Source organism: Pseudomonas sp. 14A (assembly GCF_018132745.1).
Lineage (GTDB): Bacteria > Pseudomonadota > Gammaproteobacteria > Pseudomonadales > Pseudomonadaceae > Aquipseudomonas > Aquipseudomonas mercuritolerans.
Genome location: NZ_JAGRQJ010000003.1, coordinates 224623 through 244985 on the forward strand (window position 1 = coordinate 224623; position 20363 = coordinate 244985).

Below are 20363 nucleotides of genomic sequence, written 5' to 3' on the forward strand. Positions count from 1 at the left end.
GCGACAAGCTTCTAGCTGCAAGCGGCAAGAAAAAGCCCGCCGATGAGTGATCATCGGCGGGCTTTTTCATTACCTGGAGAACGGCAAAAGATCGCAGCCTTCGGCAGCTCCTACATTGGCTCGGCGTGCATCCTGTAGGAGCTGCCGAAGGCTGTGATCTTTTGATCTTCAGCGCTTTGGGTACTCGCGGTGCATCTGCTCCAGCAACGCATCCTTGTCCAGCCACAGCTGGTTGATCCAGCCCTGGAACTGCAATCGATACTCGCCGTCCTGGTCGTAGTTCTTGCCGATGAAGGCCGGCGGGATTTTGATTTCTTCAAAATGCACCACCACATCGCGCACATTGCCGCAGAGCAAGTCCCAGAACCCCGGACGTCCGGCCGGGTAGTGGATGGTCACGTTGACGATCGACTCCAGCTGTTCGCCCATCGCATCCAGCACAAAGGCGATCCCGCCGGCCTTGGGCTTGAGCAGGTACTTGAACGGTGACTGCTGCTGCGCATGCTTGCCTTCGGTGAAGCGTGTGCCTTCGACGAAGTTGAAAATTCCCACCGGGTTATGCCGGAATTTCGCGCAGGTCTTGCGCGTGGTTTCCAGGTCCTTGCCTTTCTTCTCCGGGTGTTTTTCCAGGTACGCCTTGGAGTAGCGCTTCATGAACGGAAAGCCCAGCGCCCACCAGGCCAGACCGATCACTGGCACCCAGATCAGCTCCTGCTTGAGAAAAAACTTCAGCGGTTGGATCTTGCGGTTGAGCACGTATTGCAGCACCAGAATATCCACCCAGCTCTGGTGGTTGCTGGTGATCAGGTACGAGTGCTGATAGTCGAGACCTTGCAGGCCGCTGACGTGCCAGCGGGTGCGCCGTACCAGATTCATCCAGCCTTTGTTGTTGCTGATCCACGCCTCATGGGTGTGGCTCATCAGCCAACCAGCGATGCGCTGGGTAAAGGCAAACGGCAGGGCCTTGACCAGCGCCACGCAAAACAGGAACGAGCACAGCAGAATCGTGTTGAGCGCCAACAGCAGCGAGGCGATCACGCCGCGCACGGGTGCGGGTAGAAAATCCAGCATTTACAGATCCATAGGTCGGTTGGCGGCTTGAATCGCGGTGAGCGCGATGGTGTAGACGATGTCATCGACTTGCGCGCCGCGCGGCAGGTCGTTCACCGGTTTGCGCAGGCCTTGCAGCATCGGCCCGAGGCTGACGCAATCAGCGCTGCGCTGTACGGCTTTGTGCGTGGTGTTGCCGGTGTTCAGATCGGGGAACACGAATACCGTGGCACGACCGGCGACCTGGCTGTTCGGCGCCAGTTGTCGGGCGACTTCCGCGTTGGCGGCGGCGTCGTATTGCAGCGGGCCGTCGATCAGCAGCGAATTTTGTTGCTCATGGGCGAGCAGGGTCGCCTCGCGGACTTTCTCGACTTCTTCACCGCGTGCCGATTCGCCGCTGGAATAGCTGATCATCGCCACCCGTGGGGTGATGCCGAATGCGGCCGCCGAGTCGGCGCTTTGCAGGGCGATCTCGGCCAGTTCCGCGGCGCTCGGGTGCGGGTTCATCACGCAGTCGCCGTAGACCAGCACTTCTTCCGGAAAGAGCATGAAGAACACCGACGACACCAGCGTGCAGCCCGGTGCGGTCTTGATCAGTTGCAGGGCGGGGCGGATGGTATTGGCGGTGGTGTTGATCACACCCGAAACCAAGCCGTCGACCTCATCCAACGCAAGCATCATGGTGCCGATCACCACGGTGTCTTCCAGTTGTTGCTCGGCCATCGGTGCGTTGAGGCTTTTGCTCTTGCGCAGGGCGACCATCGGCTCGACGTAACGCTCGCGGATCTGGTCCGGGTCAAGGATTTCCAGACCCGGCGGCAGCACGATGCCTTGGGCGCGGGCAACCGCTTCGACGTCTTCGGGTTTGGCCAGCAATACGCAGCGGGCGATCCCGCGTTCCTGACAGATCGCCGCCGCTTGCACGGTGAACGGCTCGCTGCCTTCGGGCAAGACGATGCGCTTGTTCGCCGCTTGCGCGCGCTGGATCAATTGATAACGGAACACTGCCGGCGACAGGCGCATCTCCCGAGGCGTGCCGCAGCGCTGGTGCAGCCAGTTGGCGTCGAGGTGGCTGGCGACGAAATCGGTGATGATCTCCGCGCGCTCGCGGTCATCGATCGGGATTTCCTTGTTCAGGCCATTGAGCAGGTTGGCGGTGTCGTACGAGCCGGTGCTCACCGACAACACCGGCAAACCGGCCTGCAACGCGCCCCGGCACAGGTCCATGATGCGCGGGTCGGGCAGGGTGTCGCTGGTCAGCAACAGGCCGGCCAGCGGCACGCCGTTGATCGCTGCGAGGCTGACGGCGAGGATGATGTCGTCGCGATCGCCCGGGGTCACCACCAGCACGCCGGGCTTGAGCAGCTCGACGGTGTTGCGCATGGTCCGTGCGCAAATGATGATTTTGCTCATGCGCCGGGTTTCGTAGTCGCCCGCGTTGAGCACTTGCGCACCCATCAGGTCGGCGACGTCGCGGGTGCGCGGCGCATTGAGTTCCGGCTGAAACGGGATGCAGCCAAGCAAGCGGAAATCACCGCTGCGCAGCAACGGCGAATGTTCCTTCAGACGCGTGGCGAAGGCGTCCATGCTTTCGTCGGTCTTGACCTTGTTGAGGATCACGCCGAGGACTTTCGGATCTTTCGGGCCGCCGAACATTTGTGCCTGCAACTCGACGCGGCCGGACAGCTCGGCGAGCACTTCGTTTTCCGGCGCAGAGACCAGAATGACCTCGGCATCGATGCTCTTGGCCAAGTGCAGGTTGACCCGCGCCGCGTAACTGGCGCTGCGGGTCGGCACCATGCCTTCGACCACCAGCACGTCTTTGCCGACGGCCGCTTGCTGATACAGGGCGATGATTTCTTCGAGCAGTTCGTCGAGCTGACCGTCGCCGAGCATGCGTTCAACGTGCGCCAGGCCTAATGGCTGCGGCGGTTTCAGGCCGTGGGTGCGCGCCACCAGTTCGGTGGATCGTTCAGGGCCGGTGTCGCCCGGGTGCGGCTGGGCGATCGGTTTGAAGAAGCCGACCTTGAGGCCGGCGCGTTCAAGCGTGCGTACCAGCCCGAGGCTGATGGAGGTCAGACCCACGCCAAAATCGGTGGGGGCGATAAAAAAAGTTTGCATGGGAATTCTCTATGCAAGGGTGTCAGCCTATGTCTGGCCGACTACCGAAATTCAGTCGCCAAGGTTATCGCTAACCGAGCCTTGTGCACACCAACCGCAGGCAAAGGGTTGACCTGTTTTTTCAATACGTTGCGCCGGATCCAGGACCCAGGCGCGGGTTTGCCACGGCGGCTGGTGGCGCAGGTGCTGGGTGTGGCCACAGGAAAGCTCGACCACCCAATGGCCGTCTTCGTCCTGATGGAAGCCGGTGATGGTCGAAACCCGTTTGTCCGGCTTGTGGTCGCTTTCACGCGATTGCTTCGCTAAACTTGGCCTTTCTATATTCTTATGCAAAAGGTCTCGCCCCATGCTGATCGCCGCCAATAAGGCTGTCTCCATCGACTATACCCTGACCAACGACGCTGGTGAGGTCATCGACAGCTCCGCCGGCGGCGCTCCGCTGGTTTACCTGCAAGGCGCAGGCAACATCATCCCGGGCCTGGAAAAAGCCCTTGAAGGCAAAGCTGTCGGTGACGAGCTGAAAGTGGCCGTTGAGCCGGAAGACGCTTACGGTGAATACGCCGCTGAACTGGTCAGCACCCTGAGCCGCAGCATGTTCGAAGGCGTTGACGAGCTGGAAGTCGGCATGCAGTTCCACGCTTCGGCGCCGGACGGCCAGATGCAGATCGTCACCATCCGTGATCTGGACGGCGACGACGTCACCGTTGATGGCAACCACCCTCTGGCCGGTCAGCGCCTGAACTTTGAAGTGAAGATCGTTGATATCCGTGACGCCAGCCAGGAAGAAATCGCTCATGGTCACGTCCATGGCGAAGGTGGCCATCACCACTGATTTTCTGCGCTAAGCTTCGAGTACTGGAGAGGCGCCTGTGGGCGCCTTTTTAGTCCGCGGCTGTCCTTGGTGGCCTCGCCAAGTGGCTGTTTCGAGTAGAACACGAGAATCCTGGAGTTCGGCATGAGTGCTTTTCACGACCTTAAGTTGACAGCCCTGGATGGTCAGGAGCTACCGCTGGCGCCGTTCAAGGGCCAAGTCGTGCTGGTGGTCAACGTGGCCTCCAAATGCGGCTTGACCCCTCAGTACGCGGCACTGGAAAACCTCTACCAGCAATACAAAGATAAAGGCTTTGCTGTGCTGGGCCTGCCGTGCAACCAGTTTGCCGGTCAGGAGCCAGGCTCGGAGAAAGAAATCCAGGAGTTCTGCAGCCTCAACTATGGCGTGACCTTTCCGTTGTCGAGCAAGCTCGAAGTCAACGGCCACGAGCGGCATCAGTTGTATCGCCTGCTGGCGGGCGAGGGCGCCGAGTTTCCCGGTGACATCACCTGGAACTTCGAAAAGTTTCTGCTCGGCAAGGACGGCCGCGTGCTGGCACGGTTCTCGCCGCGTACGGCGCCGGATGATCCGACCATCGTGCATGCGATTGAAAAAGCGCTGAGCTGACAAGCAGCATCAAAAGATCGCAGCCTTCGGCAGCTCCTACAGGTGGTTTGTGTTTCCTCTGTAGGAGCTGCCGAAGGCTGCGATCTTTGCTTTTCAATCTTTTAATCATTAATCACCCAAATCAATAATGCTGTTCAAAGGCTCCGGCTCTCCATATTATCGCCGTCATAAATCGATCGCTATGGAGCCTCTCGATGCCTGTTCAAGCCCTGTTCAAACCGTTCCATCTCGGTGCCCTCGAACTGCCGACCCGCGTGGTCATGGCGCCAATGACCCGCTCGTTCTCGCCGGGCGGCGTGCCGAATTCCAAAGTCATTGAGTACTATCGCCGTCGCGCGGCCGCTGGGGTTGGCTTGATCATCACCGAAGGCACCACGGTCGGCCACATCGCGTCCAACGGCTATCCTAACGTGCCGCAGTTTTTCGGTGACGCGCCGCTGGCCGGCTGGAAAAAAGTTGTCGACGCCGTGCACGCCGAGGGCGGCAAGATCGTCCCGCAACTGTGGCATGTCGGCAGCGTACGTCGCCTTGGCACCGAGCCGGACGCCAGCGTGCCGGGCTACGGTCCGTCGGAAAAACTCAAGGACGGTCAGGTCGTGGTTCACGGCATGACCAAGCAGGACATCCAGGACGTGATCGCCGCGTTTGCCCAGGCTGCCAAAGATGCGCAGAGCATCGGCATGGACGGTGTGGAAATCCATGGCGCCCACGGCTATCTGGTGGACCAGTTCTTCTGGGAAGGCAGCAATCAGCGCAGCGACGAATACGGTGGCAGCCTGGCCAACCGTTCGCGTTTTGCCATCGAATTGATTCAAGCAGTGCGCGCGGCGGTCGGTGAAGGCTTCCCGATCATCTTCCGCTTCTCGCAATGGAAACAGCAGGATTACACCGCGCGTCTGGTGCAAACCCCGGAAGCGCTGGGCGAGTTTCTCAAGCCGCTGTCTGACGCCGGCGTGGACATTTTCCACTGCTCGACCCGCCGCTTCTGGGAGCCGGAGTTCGACGGTTCGGATCTGAACCTTGCTGGCTGGACCCGCAAGCTGACCGGCAAACCGACCATCACCGTGGGCAGCGTCGGCCTGGATGGCGAGTTCCTGCAGTTCATGGTCAACACCGACAAGGTCGCGCAACCGGCCAGCCTGGAAAACCTGCTGGAGCGTCTGAACAAAGAAGAGTTTGACCTGGTAGCAGTGGGCCGCGCGCTGCTGGTCGATCCGGACTGGGCGCAGAAAGTCCGTGAAGGGCGGGAGCAGGACATTCTTCCGTTTAGTCGTGAGGCGTTGATGACCTTGGTCTAAGCGGCGCCAGTTCGAACCATTCGCGAGCAGGCTCGCTCCCACCTTCAACCGCATTCCATCTGAAAGAATGCAGTACCCATGTGGGAGCGAGCCTGCTCGCGAAAGCTGTTTCTATGTCGCCGAAAATCTAAGGTTGTGTCTGCGCCCCAGGCACCACCAGCTCCCCCACACAAGCCCCACGCAAATACCCTTCGAACTGCTCGATAATTGCCGCCCAGCCCTGGCGACTGCCATGCTGCCGCGCATTCAGCCTTACACAGCGCAACCGCTCATCCTCCTCCAGCAACCACGCCGCCGCTTCGCAGAACGCCTGCTCATCACCGGGCATGGCTGACACGCCGTTGTAGCCGTGGCGAATATGCTGCGCCGCCGCTGCCTGGTCATAAGCCACCACGCCGAGCCCCGAGGCGAGGGCTTCCAGCACCACATTGCCGAAGGTTTCGGTCAGGCTGGGAAATACGAACAGATCCCCTGAGGCGTAGTGCGCCGCCAGTGCTTCTCCCCGCTGCGCGCCGCAGAAGATCGCCTCCGGCAGTTCTTTTTCCAGCGCCGAACGCTGCGGGCCATCTCCGACCACGATCAGCTTCAGATGGCGCTGTGGATAAGTTTCGCGCAGACCTTCAAAGCAGTGTTTGAGCAGGCCCAGATTTTTCTCCGGGGCGAGCCTTCCTACGTGGATGACCGCGATATCCGTCTCAGAGAGTCCCCATTGCTCACGCAACGCGGTCTGACGTTTGCTCGGATGAAACAACTGGCTGTCCACACCCCGCGACAACAATGCCAGCCGCTCGAAATGCCGCCGCTCCAGCTCCAGGCGCTGACTGGCGCTCGGCACCAAAGTCATTGCCGAACGATTGTGAAACCAGCGCAAATAATGCGTGAGCATTCGCGTCAGCAGGCCGAGGCCGTACTGGCTGGTGTATTGCTGGAAGTTGGTGTGGAAGCCGCTCACTGCCGCAATCCCCAACCGCCGTGCCGCGCGCAGTGCCGACAACCCGAGCGGGCCTTCCGTGGCGATGTACAGCACATCCGGGCGCTGGCGTTTCCAGCGGCGCAGCAGTTTATGCATCGACGACTGGCCCCATTGCAGCCCCGGATAGCCCGGTAGTGGCCATCCACGACACAGCAACAGTGCATCGTCTTCGCTGCGTTGCGGATCGATGGCCTGGCGCGGGCGCACGAGCTCCACCTGATGCCCACGTGCGCGCAAACCCTCGCACAAGCGGCCAAGGGTATTGGCCACGCCGTTGATTTCCGGTGGGAAGGTTTCGCTGATGAGAGTGATATGTAGAGCTGTCGTCATGACCTCAGTGTCCGCTGAGGCCATGTCGAGCTTGTTACGGTCGGATGATGGATTTGTGACGCGGTCAGTGTTGGATCACCAGATTTTCGGCGCCACGCTCACGCACCCAAAACAACGTCGCCCCGGCTACCGCCGCCGGCATCATCAGGATGTTGACCACCGGAATCAGCAACACCAGATAGACGATCCCGCCAAAACTCATGCTCTGCCAGCGCTTCTGCCGCAGCCAGGCAAGCATCTCGTTCCAGCCCAGTTTGTGGTTGTCCGCCGGGTAGTCGATGTACTGGATGGCCATCATCCACACGCCGAACAGCAGCCATAACGGCGCGGCGACGATATTCACCACCGGGATGAACGACAGGATGAACAGGCCGATGGCGCGCGGCAGGAAGTAGCCGAGCTTGCGCATTTCCCGGGAAAGGGTGCGCGGGATGATCGCGATCAGTTCGCCCCAACTGAACGCCGGGAAATCATCGGTGCCGCGCACCACCACTTCGACTTTTTCCGCAAGGAAGCCGTTGAACGGTGCGGCAATGATGTTGGCGAGCATGGTGAAGGTGAAAAACACCATCAAGGCCACCAGGACCACGAACAGCGGCCAGAGGATATAGCTGAGGAAACTCAGCCATTCAGGCAACGACGGCATCAGCGTGTCGACCCACAGGCTGAACTGGTGGCCGGCCAGATAGATCAATCCGACGAACAGCACCAGGTTGATCGCCAGCGGCAACAACACGAACAGGCGCAGGCCAGGGCTCAGGACCAGTTTGAGGCCTTCGCGCAGGTATTGCGGGCCGGACAGAACAGGGGCGGGCATAAGGTGCTCCGAAGCAAGGGAAAACGCGCCGACGTTACCGGCTTTGCCACAGCGGCGAAAGCGCGGCAGGGCAATCGACATTCACTGTAACAAAGAGGTCTATCTCGTCAGCGTCTCGGCATAGAGACCACCTATGAGCTGGATTGTTAAACCGTATTTCCTTAATCTTGCCCCCCTCGATACGCTGCACCCAACTTTTTACAGGACTGTCGAGTTCAAGCCTTCCCCAAGGTGTCCACGGTCCTTTTTTATTCCGCCGGCCGTCCGGCGTCCGTGCCAGATTTTTCATGGCCGGCCAACAGGAGCAGATTCATGTCTGAAGTCCGTCATTCGCGAGTGATCATTCTCGGTTCCGGCCCCGCCGGCTACAGCGCTGCGGTCTACGCGGCCCGCGCCAACCTCAAGCCACTGCTGATCACCGGCATGCAGGCCGGCGGTCAACTGACTACCACCACCGAAGTCGACAACTGGCCGGGTGATGTCCACGGTCTGACCGGCCCGGTGCTGATGGAGCGCATGCGCGAGCACGCCGAGCGTTTCGAGACCGAGATCGTCTTCGATCACATCAACGCCGTGGACTTCGCTGCCAAGCCGTACACTCTGACCGGCGACAGCGCGGTTTACACCTGTGATGCTCTGATCATCGCCACCGGTGCCAGTGCCCGTTACCTGGGTCTGCCGTCGGAAGAAGCGTTCATGGGCAAAGGCGTGTCGGCCTGCGCGACCTGCGACGGTTTCTTCTACCGCAACAAGCCGGTCGCCGTGGTTGGCGGTGGCAACACCGCTGTCGAAGAAGCGCTGTACCTGGCCAACATCGCCAGCACCGTAACCCTGATCCACCGTCGCGAAACCTTCCGCGCCGAGAAGATCCTGATCGACAAGCTCAACGCCCGTGTGGCCGAAGGCAAGATTATCTTGAAGTTGAACGCCAATCTGGACGAAGTCCTTGGCGACAACATGGGCGTAACCGGCGCGCGTCTGCGCAACAACGATGGCAGCTTCGACGAGATCAAAGTCGACGGCGTGTTCATCGCCATCGGCCACACCCCGAACACTTCGCTGTTCGAAGGTCAGCTGACTCTGAAGGACGGTTACCTGGTTGTGCAGGGCGGCCGCGAAGGCAATGCGACGGCCACCAGCGTCGAAGGCATCTTCGCTGCCGGTGACGTGGCCGACCACGTTTATCGTCAGGCCATCACCTCGGCCGGCGCCGGTTGCATGGCGGCACTCGACACCGAGCGCTACCTGGACGGCCTGCAGAACGCCACGTTCTAAGACCGCAGGGCACAAAAAAACCGGCCAGAGATTGGCCGGTTTTTTTGTGCCCGAGATTCGCAGCCGCCACGCATCCAGTGTGGGAGCGAGCCTGCTCGCGAAAGCGGTGTATCAGTCGACATCATCGAAGAATGTCAGTCCGTCTTCGCGAGCAGGCTCGCTCCCACAGGGGATAGGTGTGGCTATTGGGATCAGCGGCGGCTCAGCGGTTGCGCGGTGAATTTCACCCCGGCCAGGCCGTGCTTGATCAACGCGCGAATATTGCCGTGATCGCTGCCCTCAGGCGTCGCCAGTACCGAACGGTAATGCTCGCCGAACGCCAGCAGCGCTTCTTCATCACTCAGACCCTCAAGCAATGCCAGGCCCAGTGTCTTGCAGGAGCCTTCGTTCTGCCCGGCAGCATTTTCCACGCCACCGTTGTTGAACGCCTGAGGCTGGTAGTCGTAACCGGCGGCGATGAACGCCAAAGTGTCGGCGAAAGCATGTTCGCCGCTCTTGAGGCTGGCGCGCAGGGTGTTCAGATCAGTCATTGGGGTTTTCCTTTGGCAAACGCCGCTTGCTGTTCGGCGCTGGCTTCTTGCTGGTATTGAGCTTTCCACTCGGCGTAGGGCATGCCGTACACCACTTCGCGGGCGTCATCGAGGCTGACCTCGATCTGGCGTTGGTCGGCTTCGGCCTTGTACCACTTCGACAGGCAGTTGCGGCAGAACCCGGCAAGGTTCATCAGGTCGATGTTCTGCACGTCCTTGCGGCTGTCGAGGTGGGCGACCAGTCGGCGAAAGGCGGCGGCTTCGAGTTCAAGGCGTTGTTGATCAGTCATGGGGGGTCTCTTCGAGACAGCTTCAAGCGGCAAGCTGCAAGCTGCAAGATGGATCGGGGTCGGCTGTTAGCTTACCGTTTGAAGCTTGAAGCTTGAAGCTCAGCGGCTTGCCGCGAGCGTAATCGATACCGACTCGGCGAAGCGCAGGGCGTGCGGTTTGTCGACTTCGACTTCGGCGTACAGCACCGATGCATTGGTCATCACCAGGTCGAGCAATTCCTGGGTCAGGCGTTCGAGCAGCGCGAAGCGGTTGCCTTCAACGTGGGCGATGATCGCTTTGGTGATGGTGCGGTAATTCAGCGCGTGGTCGATGTCGTTGTCACGCACCGCCTCCTGCGCTGCGTACAGGATGGTCAGGTTGATCAGCACATCCTGCTTGTTGAGGATTTCGTCCTCGTTGATGCCGATAAAGGTGCGCAGGCGCAGATCCTTGACCCGGATGCGCGCCATCCCCGGTTGAAGTTGTGGCATTGATTTGCTCCGTCCAGTCTATTGCAGGCGTTCTGGTGGATCTTACTCGACTCGCGGCCGAAGCGGGACGGCCTATTTGACGTGCCGTCCACCGTTGACGGTGAGGGTCGTGCCGGTGACATAGGGATTGTCGAGCAGATAGCGCAGGCTCTGATAGATCACCTCGCTGCCGGGCTCGATACCCAACGCGGACTTGGCCAGCGCCTTGGCGCGGTACGCCGCGTCATCGTCTGGGTTGAACAATAACAGCGCCGGGGCGATGCCGTTGACCTTGATGGCCGGCGCAAAGCGCGCGGCAAACGACAGGGTCAGACTGTCGAGCCCGGCCTTGCTGGCGCAATAACCGATGTGCTTGCTGCTGCCTTTGCGGGTGACATCGTCGCTGATGTGGATGATGTCGGCAGGTGTCGAGCGCTGCAGCAACTCGGCGCAGTGCAGGTTGATCAGGTAAGGCGCGAGCATGTGAATGTTGAACATGCGATTGAAGGCTTGTGCTTCGCTGCCCTGGGTTTCTGCCAGCCATTCGGAGGCGTTGTGCACGATGGCGCGCAGGCTGTCGGTGTGCGCTTTCAGTGAATCAATGAAGGCCAGTATTCCTGCCTCGCTGGAAAAGTCCGCGAACAGCGCTGTCGCGCCAAGATCGCGAAGGGCCTGCACGCCCGGGCGTTCGGTGCGGTAGGTGAAAATCAGCGGGTGGCCATCCTCGATCAAGCGCTGCGCGCAGTGCAAACCGACACGCTGACCGGCGCCGGTGATGAGGATCGGGGCTGCGGAATCTGGCATGGGCGGCTCGCTTCGCGGTTGAAGCGAAAACTATAACAGGCTCGCCGCCCGCTGCAGATCAGCGATTTTGCGCTGACGGTGTGGCTGCCAGTGGCCGCGTCGGTGTGCTGTTCAACCAAGACGCCAGCAGGCGCGTCGACAACGGGATGAAGAAGTACACCATCAGCGGCGTCAGGCATGCCGTGCCGATCAATATGCGTGGCAACAGGCTCAACTCAGCGAGCAACGGGCCGAGTACAAAATTGAATATCAGCGACACCGGAAAAAACGCCAGCCAGATCGCCACGGCCTGTTTCCAGCGCGGTGGACGTTGCCCGGTCGCACCAAACCAGCCTTCGATGCCACTGACTCGGTGCTCTTTGGGATGTTCGAACAAATCGCTGCCGCGGTTCAGCCAGGCGGTACGCGACGCCGAATATTCCCAAGCATGCAGCGTCTGCTCATCGACAAAGCGAAAGATGATCTGGAATTCGTTGTCACCCGGTGGTGGCGCGAGGACGCCGGAGCCGAGGTAGCCGGGAAAATCGGTCGCCAGTTGTTCGCCTTCGCGAAGCCAGGCGATCAGATCGTGATAACGGCCATCGGCGACGCGACGCGCTACCATGAGCGTGACGGGGGAAGTAGACATTTTGTATCTCCGTATTTCGAGCGCGTCGTTCCGGGTAGGAACTTCGCCTGACGCAGGCCGGGGTAGAGGCCTGCGCTTTACAACAAGCAAGGATTATTCCTGATTTTGTCGATTAAACCAGCCATATTCGTCGCAGATCACTACTTGAAGGTTTCCAGTCCATCATGTTTAAAATGGGATCCAATAAACCGACATGGAAGTTGACCGCCAGATGCCTGTAATCACGGATACTCGCCCGGCCTCAACAGCACCCGGCACGCTCGAACGCGAAGAGCTGTTCCCCATCCGCGAAGTGGCGCGCCTGACCGGCGTCAATCCGGTGACCCTTCGGGCCTGGGAGCGTCGCTACGGATTGATCCAGCCGACCCGCACCGAAAGCGGGCATCGTTTGTATTCCATGAACGATATCGAGCGTGTTCGCAGCATCGTCGACTGGATCGATCGCGGCGTGGCCGTGAGCAAAGTCGGCAAGATCCTGGCGAAAACAGAGCCTCTGAAGGTGCTGGCAAACTTTATCCCCGATGATCATGTGCAGGCCGATTACAAGCAATGGCAGGAGCAGGTTCAGCAGGCGGTCAGTGAGTTCGACGATCAGCAGCTGGATCGCGTCTACGGACAGATTTTCTCGTCGTACACGCTGCCAGTGGTGTTCGAAGCCATCATCATGCCGTTGTGGCGGCAATTGCTGCAGCGCCAGGACGCTTTCGGGCAAACCAGCGAATGGTTGTTTCTCGACGGATTTCTCAGGGCGCGAGTGCTGCAGCGCATCGTCATGCTGCGGGGGGCTCAACCGCGCCGGGTGGTCGTCAGTGCGCTTGCGGGGCAATGCAGAGAGCTTGAGTTGCTGGTCGCGGCGCTGTTTCTCAGTGGCAACGACTCTGGCGTGCGGGTGCTGACCACGGGCCAGCCATTCGATGAATTGACGCTGGTCTGCGAAAAGGTCAAACCTGACGCACTGGTGCTATTTTCCAATCATGCGCCTGGCGCTGAACTGCCACGGCGTCTGAATCGCCTCGCGCTTAGCCTCGACTGTCAGTTGATGCTGGCCGGCGATGCCTCCGAACTTGCAGAAGACAGTCTGGCCGGTTCATCCGTGGCATGTCTGGGGAATGAGGGCGCAACAATGCGTCAACGCATGAAACAATTCATGGCAGGCACGCTGGATACCTGAAACTCAGGCGTGCAGGGCGGGGTGGGTCAAACGATGCTGTTGCAGAATGAACTGGCGCAAGCGCTCGGTTTCGTCGGCATCGGTCTGGCTCAGTTCGTAGGCGAAGAAACCTTGCTCGGTTTCACGCTCGAAATGGCCGCGCAACGAGATGCGCTCATAACCGGAAGGGCTGAACCACAGGGCGAAATGTTTCGGTGGTTTGGTCTTGTTGCGCACTTCCAGCAACACGCCTTTGTGCGATACCTCGTGTACCCACAGCGTGCCGGGCTGGCCTTTGGCGTTTTCCAGCGCCACCGGCTCTTCAAGAACCAGACGCCATGGGCGCACCATCGGGCCGTCTTCGTAGATGCTCGGCACACCGAGACGCAGATGCAGGGCGTGGAACTCGTCTTCAACCAGATGCAGAGGGAAGGTCATCTGCTGATTTTCGAAGTTGGCCTGGATCGTCACTTGCTCATGTGCTGCAAGGCGCGTCAGCAGATCGCGGATCTGCGAACCGCCATTAACCAGCAGACTCGACGTCGCATCCCGCACGTTCAATTGCGGGTTGTGCTGCATGGTCTGGATGAAATCCAGCTCGTCCTGAGTGAGGAGGGCGTCGCGCTGCATGGCTAACTCGAAGTGGATAGTTACAAAGTCATTGGTGATTGTAGTTAATGACCATCAGTTCGCGGTTTTGTTTGCGCCGTTCGTCGCTTTCAACGCCGCTAGCTCGCTTTGCAGCGCCGCCACTTGCGCTTCCAGCTGCGCAACCCGCTGCTGCGCCTTGACCTGAACCGTCACATCCTTTTGCACGCCGATGAAATAAGTCTGCCCGTCATCGGCGTTCTTAACGGTCGAAAGCGACAGTTCGTTCCAGAACGGGGTGCCATCCTTGCGGTAGTTACGCAGGATTTCACGACATGAGCCGCCCTCGCGCAATGTATCGCGAATCAGTTCCAGGCTCTGTTGGTCGCGGTCTCCAGACTGCAGGAAACGACAATCCTGATAAAGAATCTCCTCACTGCTGTAGCCGGTCAGCCGTTCAAAAGCGGGGTTGACGTAAATCAGGATGTTGTCCTGCTCGCCTTCCTTTTCAGCGACCACGATTCCGTCGTTTGATGCGTTGATCACCATTTGCAGCAGGCTGGCGTTGATCATCCGAGAATCCCTTCCGTTATGTCAGTGGCAGGCATTCTAGAAGAAAGCCACAGGCTGTCTATAGGCCAGCAGCTTGCATTGAGAGCCAATCGCAACTTCGCGGCATGGGCTGTTACTATCGCGGCTCTTTTTTTCAGTTCCAGGATCAGATTGATGAAAGTCGCCATCCTCTCAGGTTCAGTCTACGGCACCGCCGAAGAAGTCGCCCGCCACGCCCAGGACCTGCTGAAAGCCGCCGGCTTTGAAACCTTCTACAACTCGCGCGCCACGCTGGCCGATATCCAGGCGTTCGGCCCCGAGGCGCTTCTGGCTGTGACTTCGACCACTGGCATGGGCGAGCTGCCGGACAACCTGCAACCGTTGTATTCGGCTATTCGTGATCAATTGCCTGCGGCATGGCGCGGTCTGCCCGGCGCGGTGATTGCGTTGGGTGATGCCAGCTATGGCGACACCTTCTGCGGCGGTGGCGAGCAGATGCGGGAGTTGTTTGCCGAACTGGGCGTGAACGAGGTTCAGGAAATGCTGCGCATCGACGCCAGCGAAAGCGTCACGCCGGAAACCGATGCCGAGCCGTGGCTGGCGCAGTTGATTGAAGCGCTCAAGGGCTGATCGCGGGCAATAATCGCTGCACCTTCTAAGCGTTGTTGCATTGCAACGGATCCAGGATGTTTGCCCGGCTGACCCGTTCAGTCATCAAGCTGGCTGCCAATGCAACTACGCGATGCCCTGCGCCTGACTAGACTGCTGACACGAGCAGAACAAGAAGAACGCAGAGGTGCATACAGTGAGCGTAGCCCCCGTCCAATCGTCGCCGAATGTCAAAGATCAGGTCAGCGCTGCCGAGTGGCAGACCCGTGTCGATCTTGCCGCCTGTTATCGCCTGGTCGCGCTGCACGGCTGGGACGATCTGATCTTCACGCATATCTCGGCCAAGGTGCCCGGCACCGAAGATTTCCTGATCAATCCGTTTGGCCTGATGTTCCACGAGATCACCGCATCAAGCCTGGTGAAAGTCGATCAGGCCGGCAACAAACTCATGGACAGCCCGTACGAAATCAACCCCGCCGGCTACACCATTCACAGCGCCGTCCACGAAGTGCGCCACGATGTGGTTTGCGTGCTGCATACGCACACTGCGTCAGGCGTTGCGGTGTCGGCGCAAAGGCAGGGGGTGCTGCCGATCAGTCAACAGTCACTGTTTGTGTTGTCGAGCCTGGCCTATCACGCCTATGAAGGTGTGGCACTGAACCATGAAGAAAAGGCGCGCCTTCAGGCCGACCTCGGCGACAACAATTTCCTCATGCTGCACAACCACGGTCTGCTGACTTGTGGTGGCACTATTGCCGATACCTTTCTGATGATGTTCACCTTCCAGCGCGCCTGCGACATTCAGGTCATGGCGCAGACGGGAGGTGCCGAACTGATCGCCATCGAACCGCAGATTCTCGCCGGCGCCAAAGCGATGATTGCCGGCGTCACCAAGAGCGCGCAGGGCATGGGCGGCGCGCTGGCGTGGCCGGCGCTGCTGCGCAAACTCGATCTACAGGATCCGGGGTATAAATTCTAATGCCACTCGCCGAGATTCCTCTGAGTGTCTGGCGCAAGCGCAGCCGGACTTTTGTCTTTCGTGGCCAGTCGATCCGCTACTGGACAGTCGGGCAGGGTGAACCGCTGTTGCTGATTCACGGTTTTCCCACCGCCAGTTGGGATTGGCACTACCTGTGGCAGCCACTGGCCCAGCGTTATCAGGTGATCGCCTGCGACATGCTCGGTTTCGGCGATTCGGCAAAACCGCGCAATCACACCTACAGCCTGCTGGAACAGGCCGATCTGCAACAGGCACTGCTTGCCCATCTGCAGGTTGAACAAGCCGTGCACATCCTCGCCCACGACTACGGCGACAGCGTTGCTCAGGAGCTGCTCGCTCGGCACTACGAAAAACGCATCGAAGTTGCCAGTTGCGTGTTCCTCAATGGCGGTCTGTTTCCGGAAACCCATCGTCCGTTGCTGATGCAGAAACTGCTGCTCAGTCCGATTGGCTGGTTGCTCGGCCGCGCGTTCAGCCGTGAGGCGTTGGTCAAAGGTTTCCGGCAGATCTTCGGCCCGCAGACCCAGCCGACTGAAAGCGAGCTGGATGATTACTGGAGCCTGGTCGACAGCAACCATGGCCCGCGCATCATGCACAAATTGATCACTTACATTCCTGAGCGCCGGGTGCAGCGCGAGCGCTGGGTGACGGCCATGCAGCGTGGTGATATTCCTTTGCGGGTCATCGACGGTGCGGTCGATCCGATTTCCGGCGTACACATGGTCGAGCGTTATCACGAGTTGATCCCCGATCCGGACACTGTGCTGTTGCCGGGCATCGGCCACTATCCGCAGACCGAGGCGCCGGTACAGGTGCTCAAGCACTATCTGGCGTTTCGCGATCGTCTGGTTTTGCCTCAGCGCAAGGTGGCGTACTCCTGATTTTCGCCGAGTGCACAAGCTCTCGGCGACCTGACAGTCTCGATCATCCCCCAGCCTTATCGCGCACCATTCAGCCGCAGCCGTGTTCGTTGTGAGCCAAAGCGCCGTGCCTGACACTCGGGGCAATATCCCTTGGCCTGCTGGAGTTGCCGCGATGAATGAACCTGTGCGTTTCGAAGATAAAGTCGTGATTGTCACCGGCGCCGGTGGTGGCCTCGGTCGTGCCCATGCGCTGCTGTTCGCCAGACAGGGCGCCAAGGTGCTGGTGAACGATCTCGGTGGCTCGACACAGGGCGAGGGCGCCAACGCCTCGGCTGCCGACCGCGTAGTGGCGGAGATCCGCGAGGCTGGCGGTATTGCCGAAGCCAACCACGACTCGGTGACTGACGGCGACAAACTGGTACAGAACGCCCTCGATGCCTTCGGCCGCGTCGACGTCGTGGTCAACAACGCCGGGATCCTGCGCGACAAATCGTTTCACAAGATGGACGACGCCGACTGGGATCTGGTCTATCGCGTCCACGTCGAAGGCGCCTACAAGGTCACCCGTGCCGCCTGGCCGCATCTGCGCGAGCAAAACTACGGTCGCGTAATTTTCACTGCGTCGACTTCTGGCATTTACGGCAATTTCGGTCAATCCAACTACGGCATGGCCAAGCTTGGGCTGTACGGGTTGACCCGAACGCTGGCGATCGAAGGGCGCAAGAACAACATTCTGGTCAACGCCATCGCCCCGACCGGCGGCACGCGCATGACCGAGGGCCTGATCCCGCCGCAAGTATTCGAGCAACTGAAGCCGGAACTGGTCAGCCCATTGGTCGTATATCTGGCCAGCGAGCAATGCCATGAAACGTCCGGCCTGTTCGAAGTCGGCGGCGGCTGGATGGGCAAGGTGCGCTGGGAGCGCAGCCTCGGTGCCGGCTTCGATCCGCGCGAGGGGTTCTCGCCAGAGGATGTGGCGGCGCACTGGCAGCAGATTTGTAATTTCGAGGGCGCGGCGCATCCCAAGGACAATATTGAAGCGTTGAAGGAAATGATGGCGAATTTGCAGAAATATTCGATTTGAAGGTAACGGAGCCACCAGCCCTCGCGGCTGGTGGCTCCAGTTGTCAAATGTATCTTTTTTCTGTCATGAACTTGGGCGGCTTCCAGTTAGGTCCTTTGATAGCCAGGCCCTTTTCTCCCTCCAGCAAGATTCCTGCAGCGAAGAGCCGAGAGTACGATGCTTCCAGGGTCCCATACTCGTTGATCAGGTCTCGATTGTGGCGTCTGATCATCATGTCCAGATGTGGCGTTGCCTGAAGTAACGCGAACACCGTGACAATGTCATCCAGAGGTTCATTTTTAACAATCATCTCAACGGTGCTCATTGCCACATCTCCTTCAGCAACTTCTGATAATCACGTTCTTCCTGCTCCATTGCGGCAGCCAGTGCTTCGGGCGTGTAAAGAAGCGCCGGATCATCTTTTAGCTGGAAATCTTCCAACGTTGCTGTATGCACGTTATTCCAGATCGGTGACCCGATTTCAGGCATCTCGGTATCACCAAAGCCTAAAGCTCTGAATCTTTCGAACTCCCTTATCTCGTGAGTGTAGAAACGTCTGTCAGTGTCGGTAGCTTCGAGTTCTCCACGAGCGATTCGCTCCAGGCGATCAAGCATTACGTCATTGGCAGCTGATTGCGGAAACTTTGAAATGTGTAACTTCACAATGTCCGTTCCTTCCGATGAAACAGCGGCTGTTGCCCACTGCAAATCTGATATTTCATCTCCAATCTCGTCAGGGTTGAAACTACGCCCACTGTGCTTCCCTTCTACGGTCGCCCCTTCATAAGGACTACTGAACACCACATAAAGCGGCTCTATCCCCGAATCAGCCGGAAACACGATGATGAATCGATCCCAGCCTTCAATCAGAATCGGGTTCAGATCCAGCCGCCCTTCAACCGGAACAATAGAAGCGCCGGAATAGGCGGGAGAACCGGTATCCACTATTGGCAAAGCGGTCGATTGGTCACCCGGCGAGATTGCCGGCGTCCAGGTCAGGAAATCGGTGGGCGAGTCCGATAGCGCGACCTTGTATACGTCTTTGAGCAAATCGTAAGCGGCATTCAAGACCAGCACACTTGAGCGAATATGGAAGTCATCACTCGTAGCGGCGAACACTTGCGTGCCAGCCCCGATTCGCCTGACGCCTAGCCCGACCTGCATCTCCAAAGTACCCTGCCGGTCTGCGATGTCACGTAGCGTCTCGGCCGGCTCGGACGACAACTCGGCCAGTGGAACGCTCATGGCGAAGCGTTCGCCGTTGCCCAAAGGTGACGGCATCAACAGCGCTGCGAATCCCATCAGTACCGGACTGCCGAATAGCGCCGTGCCCGTCGCTGTCAGGGTCGCTTTTGCCGTACGTAGCGCATTGAGTATTCCCGCCGAGATAGCCGGGCTGAGCGGGACGGCTGTCGAAGCGAAAGAAACGGCCGGGCCGTTGCTTGCCACTGCTCCAGAAGCCGGAAAGACATGTTTCCTTTCATCCTGTAACCGAGCCTGTTCTGCCGCATGGGCCAGCGCCGCTGCTTCAGCTTTGGCATCTGCCTCGGCCTGGGCGATTTTCAACGCAGCCATCCGCTCTTTCTCCCGAGCTTCAGCCTCAGCATTCAGGCGCGCGGTCTCAGCCGCCAGTCGAGCCTGTTCGGCATCGCGACGCTGTTTCTCCGCCAACGCGGCCAGACGTGCCTGTTCGCGTGCGCGGATTTCTTCCTGCTCCCGGCGCACCGCTTCGGCAATGTCACGCTGGCGCTGTTGCTCCGCGGCAATGCGGGCATGTTCTGCAGCTTGGCGTTGCGCCTCTGCCGCTGCCGCCTGGGCCTGATCCTGGGCCTGCACGGTGGCCAGCCAATTGAGTACGCCAGCCTGTTGCTGGTTGAGCAGCGCCAATGTCTGGCCCAGCAGCCGCGCTTCGTGGGCGGCCCGAAAGGACTCGCTCCACAACGCTCTGCTGCGGACCGCTGCGCCATGCGCGCGCCGATTGGCCGATGCCTGATTCAGGTAATCCTTGAAGGTTTTTCCCAGTGGATCGCTGCCATAAAAGCGGTTGGCGATGGCAGTCTGCCGTTGAAACTCGGCGCTCTTGCGTTGAATAAACGTGTTCCTGACGCCCACTTCGCGGGCCAGTGCCGCGGCAGGTAGCAGAGGATTCGTCGGCCCTTCCAGCCTGGTCGCCGCCAGTTCGACCTCAATGGTTTGTGGAATCGAGGCGGTTCTTGCGTTGAATTCCTGTTCCACGGCGACTTGCGTTTCATGCATCAATTCACGCGTCTGCGGATTGGCGCCGGCAGGGCCGAACATGCCGCTGTAGGAGTAATTCATGTCGCGTTCTTTGAATGGTTCGAAGCCCTCAGGACCGAACTCCCTGATATGTACCGGATCCAGTTCCAACGGTGGAGGCTTTGGCATATTCATATCCTTTTGAATGTGCGTTTTCACTCGCTTGAAAGTGCGCACGGATGGCGATGACATCCGTGTCACCAGCGAATGGTTGAGGTGTTTCAAGTTACATCAGAGTGGCGGTAATCAAATCCGAG

At 59.5% G+C, this 20363-nt stretch carries 23 protein-coding genes; 9 read left to right on the forward strand and 14 right to left on the reverse strand.

The features are described from left to right. Positions 1-168: 168 nt before the first annotated feature. Genes PS14A_RS03670 through PS14A_RS03680 form a run of 3 tightly spaced genes read right to left on the reverse strand, consistent with a single transcriptional unit; the run spans position 169 to position 3549 of the window. Positions 169-1071 (reverse strand): acyltransferase, encoded by a 903-nt coding sequence (locus PS14A_RS03670; protein WP_212615335.1) that lies wholly within the window; start codon positions 1069-1071, stop codon positions 169-171. Next, positions 1072-3171 carry a phosphate acetyltransferase gene (gene pta / locus PS14A_RS03675; RefSeq protein ID WP_212615336.1) on the reverse strand — a complete coding sequence of 700 codons (2100 nt, stop codon included), beginning with the start codon at positions 3169-3171 and terminating at the stop codon, positions 1072-1074. 51 nt (positions 3172-3222) lie between these two features. Next, positions 3223-3549, reverse strand: a complete 327-nt coding sequence (locus tag PS14A_RS03680) for a DUF3565 domain-containing protein (RefSeq protein WP_137215488.1) — start codon at positions 3547-3549, stop codon at positions 3223-3225. On the opposite strand from PS14A_RS03680, the gene PS14A_RS03685 reads away from it, so the two are divergent. The 3 genes from PS14A_RS03685 to PS14A_RS03695 all read left to right on the forward strand — a co-directional run bounded on the left by PS14A_RS03685 (position 3518) and on the right by PS14A_RS03695 (position 5907). Continuing rightward, positions 3518-4003 (forward strand): peptidylprolyl isomerase, encoded by a 486-nt coding sequence (locus PS14A_RS03685; protein WP_016771661.1) that lies wholly within the window; start codon positions 3518-3520, stop codon positions 4001-4003. The two genes, PS14A_RS03680 and PS14A_RS03685, sit on opposite strands and share 32 nt — an antisense overlap. A 123-nt stretch (positions 4004-4126) precedes the next feature. Then, entirely contained in the window at positions 4127-4609 is a 483-nt protein-coding gene (locus PS14A_RS03690; RefSeq protein WP_130911284.1) for a glutathione peroxidase, read from the forward strand. A 194-nt stretch (positions 4610-4803) separates the two neighbouring features. Further along, complete coding sequence (locus PS14A_RS03695; protein WP_212615337.1) at positions 4804-5907, forward strand: NADH:flavin oxidoreductase; 1104 nt, start codon at positions 4804-4806, stop codon at positions 5905-5907. Positions 5908-6034: 127 nt separating this feature from the next. Here the strand turns inward: PS14A_RS03695 and PS14A_RS03700 are convergent, their stop codons facing one another. After that, complete coding sequence (locus PS14A_RS03700) at positions 6035-7234, reverse strand: glycosyltransferase family 1 protein (RefSeq protein ID WP_212615338.1); 1200 nt, start codon at positions 7232-7234, stop codon at positions 6035-6037. Between the two features lie 40 nt (positions 7235-7274). Beyond that, positions 7275-8027, reverse strand: coding sequence for a sulfate transporter CysZ (gene cysZ, locus PS14A_RS03705; RefSeq protein WP_212615339.1), 753 nt, complete (start codon positions 8025-8027; stop codon positions 7275-7277). A gap of 312 nt (positions 8028-8339) precedes the next feature. Here cysZ and trxB point away from each other — a divergent pair, with 312 nt between their 5' ends. Continuing rightward, positions 8340-9302 (forward strand): thioredoxin-disulfide reductase, encoded by a 963-nt coding sequence (trxB, locus tag PS14A_RS03710; RefSeq protein ID WP_016771656.1) that lies wholly within the window; start codon positions 8340-8342, stop codon positions 9300-9302. A 191-nt stretch (positions 9303-9493) separates the two neighbouring features. On the opposite strand, the gene PS14A_RS03715 is transcribed toward trxB, so the two are convergent. From PS14A_RS03715 to PS14A_RS03735, 5 genes are all read right to left on the reverse strand, one after another. After that, entirely contained in the window at positions 9494-9832 is a 339-nt protein-coding gene (locus tag PS14A_RS03715; RefSeq protein WP_130911344.1) for a HopJ type III effector protein, read from the reverse strand. Then, positions 9829-10122, reverse strand: coding sequence for a DUF1244 domain-containing protein (locus tag PS14A_RS03720; RefSeq protein ID WP_076565887.1), 294 nt, complete (start codon positions 10120-10122; stop codon positions 9829-9831). Before PS14A_RS03720 ends, PS14A_RS03715 begins: the two co-directional genes overlap by 4 nt. A gap of 99 nt (positions 10123-10221) precedes the next feature. Next, on the reverse strand, positions 10222-10593 hold the full coding sequence (gene folX / locus PS14A_RS03725) for a dihydroneopterin triphosphate 2'-epimerase (RefSeq protein WP_016771653.1): 372 nt from the start codon (positions 10591-10593) through the stop codon (positions 10222-10224). 72 nt (positions 10594-10665) lie between these two features. Beyond that, the gene (gene folM, locus PS14A_RS03730; protein ID WP_130911342.1) at positions 10666-11376 is read right to left on the reverse strand and encodes a dihydromonapterin reductase; all 711 of its coding nucleotides are present in this window, start codon (positions 11374-11376) and stop codon (positions 10666-10668) included. Between the two features lie 58 nt (positions 11377-11434). Beyond that, positions 11435-12004, reverse strand: coding sequence for an antibiotic biosynthesis monooxygenase (locus PS14A_RS03735; protein ID WP_130911341.1), 570 nt, complete (start codon positions 12002-12004; stop codon positions 11435-11437). A gap of 211 nt (positions 12005-12215) precedes the next feature. Here PS14A_RS03735 and PS14A_RS03740 point away from each other — a divergent pair, with 211 nt between their 5' ends. Further along, positions 12216-13175, forward strand: coding sequence for a MerR family transcriptional regulator (locus tag PS14A_RS03740; protein WP_130911340.1), 960 nt, complete (start codon positions 12216-12218; stop codon positions 13173-13175). Between the two features lie 3 nt (positions 13176-13178). Here PS14A_RS03740 and PS14A_RS03745 read toward each other — a convergent pair whose 3' ends face one another. Both PS14A_RS03745 and PS14A_RS03750 read right to left on the reverse strand, forming a co-directional pair. After that, on the reverse strand, positions 13179-13784 hold the full coding sequence (locus PS14A_RS03745) for a hypothetical protein (protein WP_024011639.1): 606 nt from the start codon (positions 13782-13784) through the stop codon (positions 13179-13181). Between the two features lie 54 nt (positions 13785-13838). After that, the gene (locus PS14A_RS03750; RefSeq protein ID WP_130911339.1) at positions 13839-14315 is read right to left on the reverse strand and encodes a PAS domain-containing protein; all 477 of its coding nucleotides are present in this window, start codon (positions 14313-14315) and stop codon (positions 13839-13841) included. 153 nt (positions 14316-14468) lie between these two features. On the opposite strand from PS14A_RS03750, the gene PS14A_RS03755 reads away from it, so the two are divergent. From PS14A_RS03755 to PS14A_RS03770, 4 genes are all read left to right on the forward strand, one after another. Beyond that, entirely contained in the window at positions 14469-14924 is a 456-nt protein-coding gene (locus tag PS14A_RS03755) for a flavodoxin (protein WP_130911338.1), read from the forward strand. A gap of 175 nt (positions 14925-15099) precedes the next feature. Continuing rightward, positions 15100-15882: a class II aldolase/adducin family protein gene (locus PS14A_RS03760; RefSeq protein WP_016771646.1), complete on the forward strand. Its 783-nt coding sequence runs from the start codon at positions 15100-15102 to the stop codon at positions 15880-15882. Continuing rightward, positions 15882-16784 carry an alpha/beta hydrolase gene (locus PS14A_RS03765; RefSeq protein ID WP_212615340.1) on the forward strand — a complete coding sequence of 301 codons (903 nt, stop codon included), beginning with the start codon at positions 15882-15884 and terminating at the stop codon, positions 16782-16784. Before PS14A_RS03760 ends, PS14A_RS03765 begins: the two co-directional genes overlap by 1 nt. A 154-nt stretch (positions 16785-16938) precedes the next feature. Further along, on the forward strand, positions 16939-17850 hold the full coding sequence (locus PS14A_RS03770; RefSeq protein ID WP_212615341.1) for an SDR family oxidoreductase: 912 nt from the start codon (positions 16939-16941) through the stop codon (positions 17848-17850). A 43-nt stretch (positions 17851-17893) separates the two neighbouring features. Here the strand turns inward: PS14A_RS03770 and PS14A_RS03775 are convergent, their stop codons facing one another. Beyond that, entirely contained in the window at positions 17894-18154 is a 261-nt protein-coding gene (locus tag PS14A_RS03775) for a hypothetical protein (protein ID WP_130911336.1), read from the reverse strand. After that, positions 18151-20298 carry an S-type pyocin domain-containing protein gene (locus PS14A_RS03780; protein ID WP_249121152.1) on the reverse strand — a complete coding sequence of 716 codons (2148 nt, stop codon included), beginning with the start codon at positions 20296-20298 and terminating at the stop codon, positions 18151-18153. The genes PS14A_RS03775 and PS14A_RS03780 overlap by 4 nt, the downstream gene beginning before the upstream one ends. Between the last annotated feature and the right edge of the window lie 65 nt (positions 20299-20363).